Source organism: bacterium (assembly GCA_026398675.1).
GTDB lineage: Bacteria > RBG-13-66-14 > RBG-13-66-14 > RBG-13-66-14 > RBG-13-66-14 > RBG-13-66-14.
Map to the genome: position 1 here is coordinate 1 of JAPLSK010000045.1, position 9,302 is coordinate 9,302.

The following is a 9,302-nucleotide window of genomic DNA, read 5'->3' on the forward strand; positions in this document are numbered from 1 at the left end:
ACTGGCCATCGAGGCCCGGGAGCACACCGGTCACGATATCACGGGGATGGAGCTGCCGGAGGATTTCGAGCTCGCCAAGGCGCACGGGCGGGTCGAGCGCCTCCGCCGTTTCCGCGCGAGTCTGGGCGATATCAACTACGCCGCTGTCTCCAGCTTCGACGCCGCCTGCGAACGTCGCGACTTCTACCGTTCCCGCCGCGACGAGCTGGAGCGCGGTGCAGTGAGCCTGGGTGAGTCCATCCGCCGACTGAACGCCGAGGCGAGCGAACGGTTCCTGGTGACCTTCAACCAGGTGGTGGTCAACTTCGAGAAGCTGTTCCGGAACCTCTTCTCCGGCGGCGAGGCCCGGCTGACCCTCACCGGCGGGGATCCGCTGGAGGGGGGGATCGAGATAAACGTCCGGCCTCCGGGGAAGGGGAGCCAGCCGTTAATCCTCCTCTCCGGCGGCGAGAGGGCGCTCACCGCAATCGCCCTCCTCTTCGCCCTCTTCGAGGTCAAGGCCAGCCCGTTCTGCATCCTGGACGAGATAGACGCCCCCCTGGACGACGCCAACGTGGACCGCTACCTGAAGCTCTTGGCCATCTTCGCCCAGAAGAGCCAGTTCCTCGTCATCACCCACAACCGCCGCACCATGGAGGCGGCGGATACGCTGGTGGGGGTCACCATGGTGGAGGCGGGGGTGAGCCGCCTGTACACCCTGGCCTTCTCCGGCGGGCGACTGGTCACCGAGGAGGACCAGCGGTCTTTTTCGCTCAAGAGAAAGAATTTGGGCGGGGGTTCGAGGAAGGGCTAGACCGGCCTTGGCAATCCTGATGTCATTGTTGGTGGGAATGGTCTATTCTATTTGTGACGAAACTCCGTATGGGACACCCGCAGGACGAGTCCTCGGCGGTCGCCCGCGGGCGGGGACGGAGCCCCGCCCCTACGAGCAAAACCGAGAAGGGGTCACGATGAAGAAGACTTTAGTCATCATGCTGATGGTTATATTGTTTGTCCTGAGCTGCGAACAGGCGCGCTGGGAAGACGCCGTTGCGACTGCCGCTGAACAATTGGACACTGTAAAGGCTGGAATCCATATCCAAGACCAACAAATGATGATGGTAAGGAAAGCCTTATTAGACTGCATCATCGTGCAGTTGGAATGTGTTGCCCAGGAAATAGAGGAGGCAAAGGCGTATGATGGTGACGAGGAAGTAGCCAAGATTTATGTGACCGCGCTTTGCTTGATTGATGAAAGTCGGGCTCTTCTAAAGGAGTGTGAGGAGGGGCTGGCGTTGTACAAGGCCGTCGAGTTGGACGCCATCCACAACCTGGAATCCTCGCACTCGGTTTTCGAAGCCGAGCAGGGGTTCACGCCGCCCGAGAAGATTTCCGCTCCGGAGCCCGTGTTCCCGCCCATGCTCAAGGACGCGGGCTGGTCAGGCACCTGCTCCATCGGGCTCTACATTGACGAGGCGGGCAACATCGGCAAAGTCTGGGTCATCCGCAGCACTGGCGAGAGCGAGGCCGATCAGGCGGCGATTGAGGCCGCCTGGGCCTCCCAGTGGAGGCCGGCCACCCAGAACGGCGTCCCCATAGCTAAGAAGATCTCCGTCACCTATGAGTTCGAGATTAACGTCTACTAGCTGGACCGCGACCCCGGAGGAGGGGGTAATGAGATGAAAAAAATCGCAGTCATCATGCTGATCGCCGCCGCCCTCACCGCCACAAGAACAGTGGATATGTTAGTTTACGGTGTCCTCAGGCACTGACATCTCAGGAACTTCACAGCAAAAAACCTCCCGCGGGAGGTTTAGTTGTTAAGTAAGTATCCGCCCGGTTCTAGGCCAGGTCCAGAATTGGCTTGAAGGCGGCCAGGAGCGCCTGGGTGGCCGGGGAATCGGGCAGGCTCAACACCATGGGCTTGCCGGAGTCGCCGGCCTCGACCGCCGTGGGGTCCAGCGGCACGCTGCCGAGGAAGGGTACGCCCAACTCGCCGGCCAGCTTCTCGCCGCCACCGCGCTTGAATAGGTCAATGCCCCCGCCGCAGTGGGGACAGACGAGCCCGGCCATGTTTTCTATCACCCCGACGACGGTCATGCCGACGCGGCGGGCGAAGCCTATGCTCCGGCGCACGTCGTCGGTGGAGAGGGTCTGGGGCGTGGTCACCAGGAGCCCCAGGGCCCCGACGACGGTCTGGGCGATGGAGAGCGGCTCGTCGCCGGTCCCGGGGGGCGAGTCTATGATGAGCCAGTCCAGGTCGTCCGCGGCCCCGTCGTCGTCACCCCAACGGGTGTTGCCGATGAGCTGGTTTATCACGCCCATCTTCAACGGCCCGCGCCAGATCATGGCCTGATCGGCGTCCGGAATCAAGAGGCCGATCGAGACGACCCTCACCCCTCCGGGACCGACGAGGGGGATCGCCCGCTCGCCGTCGGTGTCCAGGAGCCTCCCGGCGAGGCCCATCAGGGTGGGAATGGAGGGGCCGTGGAAATCTATGTCCAGCAGGCCGACGCGTTGGCCCGCCATGCCGAGGGTCACGGCCAGATTCGCCGCCACGGTGGACTTGCCGACGCCGCCCTTTCCGCTGAAGACCAAGAGCTTGTGCCTGATTCGGTCCAGGCTGCGGTTGACGGCCACTCGGAGCGTCCACTGCTTCTCGTCCTCGCCCTTGCGCCTGGAATCGCGGGACGACAGTTTCTCCTCTTCCATCGTTCCTTCCCCGGTGGGTGTCTCGGGTAATAGTATACTAAATCGGTCGGAATTTCAACGGGGCTCAGAGCCCCTTCGAGATTTGGGCGTAGGCGCTGTGGTTGTGGATGCTCTCGAAATTCTCGCACTCCACGCGGTAGGCCGTGATCCGTGGGTCGGACCCCAGGGCGTTGGCCACCGTCCGGACGATGTCCTCGACGAAACGGGGGTTGTCATAGGCCGCCTCGGTGACCGCTTTCTCGTCTTCCCGCTTCAAGAGCGAGTAGAGGGGCGCGCTGCCGGCCGCCTCGGCGATGGCCACCAGCTCCTCGATCCAGACCAGCCGGTTGCCGGTTTTGATGCGCATCCGGACGATGGAGCGCTGGTTGTGGGCGCCCCGGTCGGATATCTCCCTCGAGCAGGGGCAGAGGCTCGTCACCGGCACCGAGACCTCGAGCTGGATCTCGAAGTCGTCCCCCCGGGCGAAGGCGTGGAACCCGGCGCGGTATTCCATCAGCGAGGGCTCGCGGGAGACCGGGGCCAGCTTCTCGATGAAGTACGGGAAGCGGAGCTCCAGGTGCGCCTCCATGGCCTGAAACTCGGTCCGGGTGGCCTTGACTATCTGACGGATGGTCTCGAAGCTGATCCGGCCCCGGAAGCGGTTGAGAATGGCGATGAAGCGGCTCATGTGCGTGCCGCGGAATTCCTGGGGCAGGTCCACGTACATGTTGACCCGCGCCACGGTGGACTGCCAATGGTCGTGGCGGTCCAGGACCGTGATCGGGTAGAGGATGTGCTTGACGCCGACCTTGTCGAGCGGGATGTCGAAGGCGGGCTCTTCGTTGGCCACGTCGGGGAGGTGCGGGTGCATCGAGTGGTTATCGGGCATCGTCGTCCCTCGCTTGACGTTCCAGGAAACTCTCCGCCCGGCGCAGGTCGTCGGCCGTGTCCACGCCGATGCCGTTCCAGTCGGTGCGGATGCAGGCGATGCGCATCCCCGCCTCGAGCCAGCGGAGCTGTTCCAGCCCCTCGCGGCGCTCGAGGTCGCCTTCGGGCAGCTCCACGGCCGCCAGGAGCGCCTCCCGGGTGAAGCCGTACAGGCCCACGTGGCGGAGAAAGAGCAATTCTGCGCCGGACTTGTCGTAGGGCACGGGGGAGCGGCTGAAGTAGAGCGCGTTGCCCGCTGTGTCCAGGACCGCCTTGACGCAGTTCGGGTCCCGGTACAGGTCGGGGTCCGTGGATGCGTGCACCGCGGAGGCTATCGCGGCGTCCCCCTCCGCCAGGCGGGCGACCAGGGCGTTCAACAAATTCGGGTCCATGAACGGCTCGTCGCCCTGGAGGTTGAGGACGAAGCGGCAGTTTATCTTCCGGGCGACGTAGGCCGCGCGGTGGGTTCCCGACGGCAGCTCCGGCGTGAGCACGGCGTCGTGGCCGGCCTCGCGGACCACGCGGGCGACGCGCTCGTCGTCCGTGGCCACCACGGTCCAGTCCACGGCGGTCGCGCCCTCGGCCTTCTCGACGGTGTGGAGGATGAGTGGACGGCCGCCCAGATTTTTCAAGGGTTTGCCCGGCAGACGGGTGCTCGCGTAGCGGGCGGGGATGACGCAGAGCGTCCGGGGGGATTTCATATGAGTCAACGCTTCTTACGAATATATTTTTGTTTTTTATCGGAGGCTTTCCTAGTTTGATCACGGGCTTTTAGTAGTTTTAAATTATCTTTCTGTATTCCATGTGGGTATGGCCTGTGAATATATAAACCAGTTTTTTTAATTTCTTCCTCCATGGCAGAAAAGATTGAATAAGCCATCTCGGAGGTGGAATCGTTAAGTATATTATCAGCCGGTTCAAGCCTCTGGATCTGGTCGTCATTTTGGCTTGAAGGTTCAAATACTGTTTCTGGAACCAGGGCTTTTTTCAGGGGTACAACTTCAACTTTTCCACCCCATGACTGAACTTCCTGGGCGCCTACTATTTCATTCTCGTTGTAATCGCCACCCTTAACCAGGACTTCAGGCTTCAGCATTTTGATCAGCTTCAAGGGTGTATCTTCAGAGAAGGGGACGACGAAGTCCACCGCCCGCAGCGCTGCGATTATGGTCCCCCGCACTTCCAATGATAAAAAGGGTCGGTTGGGGCCTTTTAGCCGCTGTACGCTGTCATCGTCGTTCAACCCGACCACAAGGCAGTCGCCTAGTTCTCGCGCTGCCTCCAACATGGCTATGTGTCCACGAGACAGCAGGTCGAAGCAGCCGTTGGTGAAGACCACTTTCCCCGGCCTTCCCCCGGTTTCCCAGTGGGCGAGTAGTTCATCGGCGGACAGGATGCGGTTCATTGGACCTTGACCTGAAGGGAGACGGCGGGTATTGTAGACCCCTCTCCCTGAAGGGTCAAGTTGGGCTATTCCCGGAGGTGGGCGTTGTCACGCAAGCGGATTGGAATCATGATAAGCGGTCGCGGCAGCAACATGGTCGCCCTCATCGAGGCCTGCCGCGACGGGAGGCTGGACGCCGAAGCGGCTCTGGTCCTCTCCGACACTCCCGACGCCGCCGGGCTCGCCAAGGCCCGCGCCCTGGGGGTGACCGCCCGGGCCCTGGTTCCGGAGAAGTACCGGACCAAGCTGGACGGCGACGACGCCCGGGCCTACGCCCTGGCCTTCCGCGAAGCCGGGGTGGACCTCGTCTGCCTGGCCGGATTCATGCGGGTGGTGAAGGCGCCGCTATTGGAGGCCTTCCCGGGCCGCATCCTCAACATCCACCCCAGCCTCCTGCCCAGCTTCCCCGGCCTGGAGGTCCAGCGCCAGGCCCTGGAGTACGGGGTGAAGTTCTCCGGCTGCACGGTGCACTTCGTGGACGAGAGCCTGGACGGCGGGGCGATTGTTGCCCAGCGCGTGGTGCCGATCCTGGACAATGATACGCCGGAAACGCTGGCGGAGCGCATCCTCTCCGAGGAGCACCAGCTTTACCCCGAGGCCGCGGGGATAGTGCTTTCGGGGAAATACCGCGTTGATGGGCGGCGGGTGATTCGCACATAGCCCAGAGCCGGGGTGAGGGCTGGGTTCGGGGCGTAAAAGCGGCGGGGATTGAAATCCCCGCCCTACATTTAATTCGAGTAAATAAAAGGCGGGAACCACGTCCCCGCCCTATATTTTTCCAATCCCGGGTCTCAGATGTAGAGGTTCAGCCCGAGACCCAGGGTGAGGATGTGGAGGAGCTGGTTCTCGTAGTTCCAGCCGACCAGGTCCTCGGTCTCCTCTTTGGCGGGCCGGGGGAAGTCGAAGACGGCGTCGTAGCCAATCTCGAACTCCAGTGAGAGGGCGGCGTCGGTGAAGTACTCACCGCCGATGGCGACGTAGCCGCTGAAGACCTGCCCCCGGGTGGGGTCGCGCTCCGTCGTCAGCGACTCGTACATCTGTCTCCCCCGGATGGTGATCGGATCCTCGCTCTTGTACACCGGCCAGCTGAAGAAGCCCACCCCGAACTGGACGAAGGGGTCGAAGCGGGCGCGGGGGGTCATGTTCCACCGCAGGCCCAGGTGCGCCTGGAAGAGGTTGAAGTCCACGTCGGAGCCCGCCGGGAAGGCATCCTTGAAGTAATCGGCGTCTTTTCCGGCCAGGTCCAGCGCCGCCCGGACCACGATGGACCACGCCTCGCCGAGGCCGTAACTGAAAAGACCCCCGAAGCTGCCCTGTTCGAGGACCGACTGGTTTATCGGCCCCATTGGGAGCCAGACGTCCACTCGCGGACCCACGGAAAAAAGGCCGGTTTTATCTATCGCCGCCGCGGGGAGGCAGATACAAAGTATGATCCCTACGATCAATAAGTTGCGCACGATCAACTCCCTGTCGGTCGGACGGGTCAAGTATATCACAGCCGGTTTTATACGCCCAAGAACCGCCGTTCGGTTCCTGACCGGTGGTGGATGGCGCACCCAAAAATCGAGGGAACCCGGAGGTCCCCTCGAATTTTAACGTCTTCGGGCGACTAGAAATAGAGGTTCAAGCCGATGCCGAAGGAGAGCATGTTGACCGTCTGCTCCGCGGTGTCGTAGGTCCAACCCGCGGTGTGATCGTCGGGGTCGGTCCAGTCCTTGATCGGCACGGTGACGCCGAAGATCGAGTTCCACTCCACACCCACGTCCACGCTCATCTCGTTGGAGGTGAAGAACTCACCGCCGGCGCGCAGGTTGACACCGAATTTGTCGTCGGAGGCGGAGCTGTAGGTGTAGTCGGTGCCGCCCTGATCATTCCCGGTGGCCGTGGTGGAGGCCCAGGAGTAGTAACCGGCGCCCACCTGGACGTACGGATCGAAGGGGCTGTAAGGGGAGAGGTTCAACCGGCCGCCCACCTGGAAGGTCACCAGGTAGTAGTTGGTGTCCCCTTGGTCATTGAAGGTGTCGCCCCAGAAGTCCTCGTTGAAGCCGGCCATGCCGTACCAAGCCTCGCCGATGAACTCGAAGTTTTCGGCCAGGCCGTAGCCCACCTTCGCGCCGAAGCCCACCGAGCTGGTGTAGGCGTTGGCGAAGTCACCCATGGGCATCCAGTAGAAGACCCGGCCGCCGATGGACAACAGGCCGTCTTTGTTCAGAGCGGTGGCGGGCATGATGAGCGCCAGAACCAGAAGAAGCGGCAGAAGCTTTTTCACGATTTCTCCTTTGCTTGAGCCCTTTTGGGCAATGAGACGCTGGTACACTTAAGAACCGTTAACTCGGCTCGGAAAAGATTACGTAAGTTTAGCACAGGGTTGGGCTAATTACCATTTTTTTTGCCCGGGCGCGCCCCCCCGTTTCCTTCCCTCCGACCGAAAGCCGTCGTTCACCCCTGTATCGGCTCGCTTTGCGCCCGTCACCCCATGCTCAGACATCCGGTCGCCGACGCACCCCGCGATGTTGACAATCCTCACCGCACCCCCGTAATATGACGGTTTTATGGCGGTCTCCACTCCACTCCAAGGTGCCTTCCACCCCTGATATGGACGAACCACGGGCGGACCGGGAAACGGGGCTGACCAAACCGCGGGTTGCGTCCCCGTTTCTCAGCGTTTTAAAGGTCCTCGGCGTCCTCGCCTTCCTGTACCTCTTCATGCTGTCCATCAAGCTGATGGGCGATTCTTTCAAGGGGTTCGGCGGTGAGTTCGCCGAGGGCCTGGTCGCGGGCGCGTCCAGCCCCATTGTGGGGCTTTTCGTGGGCATCCTGGCCACCAGCATCATCCAGAGTTCCTCCGTCCTTACCAGCATGCTGGTGGCACTGGTCGCCACCGGTTCCATGAGCATCGGGGTGGCGGTGCCCATCGTCATGGGGGCGAACATCGGCACCACCATCACCAACACCATCGTCAGCCTGACCCACTTCACCCGGCGGGACGAGTTCCCCCGCGCCCTGGCCGGGGCGACCGTCCACGACATGTTCAACATCTGCTCCGTCGCGGTGCTGATGCCCGTCGAATGCATCTTTCACCCCCTGGAAAAGCTCGGGTGCTGGCTGTCCGGTGTTTCCGCGACAGGCGGCGTCGGCGGCGGAGGAGGGTTCGCCTTCATGAGCCCCCTGAATGCCGTAATAGACCCCGTAAAAGACTACGTGATCAAATTTACCGGTGAGACGTACTGGCTGGCCCTTGCAATCTCCCTGGTCCTGCTCTTCTTGTCGCTCATGTACCTCGTTAAGCTGATGCGGAGCCTCTTGATCGAGCGGTTCGAACGGGTGCTCCACAGTTACCTCTTCAAGACACCGCTCAGGGCCTTCATCCTTGGGCTCCTGTTCACCGCCATCGTCCAATCCAGCTCCGTCACCACCTCCCTGATGGTCCCCCTCGTGGGAGCGGCGCTGTTGACGGTGGAACAGGTTTACCCCTATACTTTAGGCGCGAACGTGGGCACGACGGTGACCGCGCTCCTGGCCGCCCTGGCGGCGGGTGAGCCGGCCGGCCTCGCGGTGGCCTTCGTCCACATGTTCTTCAATATCTTCGGAATAGCCATCTTCTATCCCCTGCGCGTGGTGCCGCTGACGCTGGCGAAGAAACTCGCGGATCTGGTTCGGATAAACCGAGCCATCGCCCTCGTGTTCATCGGTATAATTTTCTTCCTGATTCCCGTTCTCGTCATCTTTGTCTTCAACTAGGGAAGCGGCCATGTTTGATAAGTTTATGGAGGCTTGGCGGAGCAAGGGTCTTCTGAACCAGGCCCTGGAAAAAACGGAACAGATGATCAAGACCGTGGCCAAGACCTACTCCTACATCCGGGAGTACCTGCTGCGCGGTGTCAAGCCCGCCGTGGACATTTACGGGAGGGACCGGTTCGTCAACCACCTCAACCGGGAGATCCGCCGCATCATCGCCGAGCACCTGGTGCTCAATCCCGGGGACAACCCCATCGCGGGTCTGGTGCTTTTGAACGTGAACATAGACCTGGAGCGGGTGGGAGACTTCACGAAGAACCTCTACGAGGTGGCAGTGGCGTACCCCGGCCCCATCCTTGAATCGAAGTACCACCGCCTCGCCGAGCTCCTGGCGACCGAGGAGCTGGTGAAGGACGGTTTCGGGCTCACGCTGAAGGGCTTCATGGAGCTGGACGCCGGGGCAGCCCAGCAGGTGCTGGTGAACCACAAGAACGTGTCCGCTAAAACCAACGAGCTGATCAAC

At 61.9% G+C, this 9,302-nt stretch carries 11 protein-coding genes; 5 read left to right on the forward strand and 6 right to left on the reverse strand.

Going from position 1 to position 9,302, the window contains the following annotated elements:
• Both NTW26_00615 and NTW26_00620 read left to right on the forward strand, forming a co-directional pair.
• Positions 1 to 793, forward strand: a 793-nt coding sequence (locus NTW26_00615; GenBank protein MCX7020776.1) for a hypothetical protein, incomplete at its 5' end; no start/stop codon positions are given.
• Between the two features lie 157 nt (positions 794 to 950).
• Positions 951 to 1,625 carry an energy transducer TonB gene (locus NTW26_00620; protein ID MCX7020777.1) on the forward strand — a complete coding sequence of 225 codons (675 nt, stop codon included), beginning with the start codon at positions 951 to 953 and terminating at the stop codon, positions 1,623 to 1,625.
• Between the two features lie 196 nt (positions 1,626 to 1,821).
• Here NTW26_00620 and NTW26_00625 read toward each other — a convergent pair whose 3' ends face one another.
• The 4 genes from NTW26_00625 to NTW26_00640 all read right to left on the reverse strand — a co-directional run bounded on the left by NTW26_00625 (position 1,822) and on the right by NTW26_00640 (position 5,002).
• The gene (locus NTW26_00625) at positions 1,822 to 2,691 is read right to left on the reverse strand and encodes an Mrp/NBP35 family ATP-binding protein (GenBank protein MCX7020778.1); all 870 of its coding nucleotides are present in this window, start codon (positions 2,689 to 2,691) and stop codon (positions 1,822 to 1,824) included.
• Between the two features lie 64 nt (positions 2,692 to 2,755).
• Positions 2,756 to 3,559 (reverse strand): GTP cyclohydrolase FolE2, encoded by an 804-nt coding sequence (folE2, locus tag NTW26_00630; protein MCX7020779.1) that lies wholly within the window; start codon positions 3,557 to 3,559, stop codon positions 2,756 to 2,758.
• Positions 3,549 to 4,298, reverse strand: coding sequence for a 3-deoxy-manno-octulosonate cytidylyltransferase (gene kdsB, locus NTW26_00635; protein ID MCX7020780.1), 750 nt, complete (start codon positions 4,296 to 4,298; stop codon positions 3,549 to 3,551). Before kdsB ends, folE2 begins: the two co-directional genes overlap by 11 nt.
• A gap of 5 nt (positions 4,299 to 4,303) precedes the next feature.
• Positions 4,304 to 5,002, reverse strand: coding sequence for an adenylyltransferase/cytidyltransferase family protein (locus tag NTW26_00640; GenBank protein ID MCX7020781.1), 699 nt, complete (start codon positions 5,000 to 5,002; stop codon positions 4,304 to 4,306).
• Positions 5,003 to 5,086: 84 nt separating this feature from the next.
• Between NTW26_00640 and purN the strand changes: the two genes are divergently transcribed.
• On the forward strand, positions 5,087 to 5,701 hold the full coding sequence (purN, locus tag NTW26_00645; GenBank protein ID MCX7020782.1) for a phosphoribosylglycinamide formyltransferase: 615 nt from the start codon (positions 5,087 to 5,089) through the stop codon (positions 5,699 to 5,701).
• 131 nt (positions 5,702 to 5,832) lie between these two features.
• Here the strand turns inward: purN and NTW26_00650 are convergent, their stop codons facing one another.
• Both NTW26_00650 and NTW26_00655 read right to left on the reverse strand, forming a co-directional pair.
• The gene (locus NTW26_00650; protein MCX7020783.1) at positions 5,833 to 6,498 is read right to left on the reverse strand and encodes a hypothetical protein; all 666 of its coding nucleotides are present in this window, start codon (positions 6,496 to 6,498) and stop codon (positions 5,833 to 5,835) included.
• A 152-nt stretch (positions 6,499 to 6,650) separates the two neighbouring features.
• The gene (locus NTW26_00655; protein MCX7020784.1) at positions 6,651 to 7,310 is read right to left on the reverse strand and encodes a hypothetical protein; all 660 of its coding nucleotides are present in this window, start codon (positions 7,308 to 7,310) and stop codon (positions 6,651 to 6,653) included.
• Between the two features lie 326 nt (positions 7,311 to 7,636).
• Between NTW26_00655 and NTW26_00660 the strand changes: the two genes are divergently transcribed.
• Both NTW26_00660 and NTW26_00665 read left to right on the forward strand, forming a co-directional pair.
• Positions 7,637 to 8,782 carry a Na/Pi symporter gene (locus NTW26_00660; GenBank protein ID MCX7020785.1) on the forward strand — a complete coding sequence of 382 codons (1,146 nt, stop codon included), beginning with the start codon at positions 7,637 to 7,639 and terminating at the stop codon, positions 8,780 to 8,782.
• Between the two features lie 10 nt (positions 8,783 to 8,792).
• Positions 8,793 to 9,302 (forward strand): PhoU domain-containing protein (locus tag NTW26_00665; GenBank protein ID MCX7020786.1); only part of this gene is annotated, 510 nt, incomplete at its 3' end.

Bases quoted from the DNA above. Each gene is read 5' to 3' on its own strand.
- NTW26_00620 (MCX7020777.1), top strand. From the start codon at position 951: ATGAAGAAGACTTTAGTCATCATGCTGATGGTTATATTGTTTGTCCTG.
- NTW26_00625 (MCX7020778.1), bottom strand. From the start codon at position 2,691: ATGGAAGAGGAGAAACTGTCGTCCCGCGATTCCAGGCGCAAGGGCGAG.
- folE2 (MCX7020779.1), bottom strand. From the start codon at position 3,559: ATGCCCGATAACCACTCGATGCACCCGCACCTCCCCGACGTGGCCAAC.
- kdsB (MCX7020780.1), bottom strand. From the start codon at position 4,298: ATGAAATCCCCCCGGACGCTCTGCGTCATCCCCGCCCGCTACGCGAGC.
- NTW26_00640 (MCX7020781.1), bottom strand. From the start codon at position 5,002: ATGAACCGCATCCTGTCCGCCGATGAACTACTCGCCCACTGGGAAACC.
- NTW26_00660 (MCX7020785.1), top strand. From the start codon at position 7,637: ATGGACGAACCACGGGCGGACCGGGAAACGGGGCTGACCAAACCGCGG.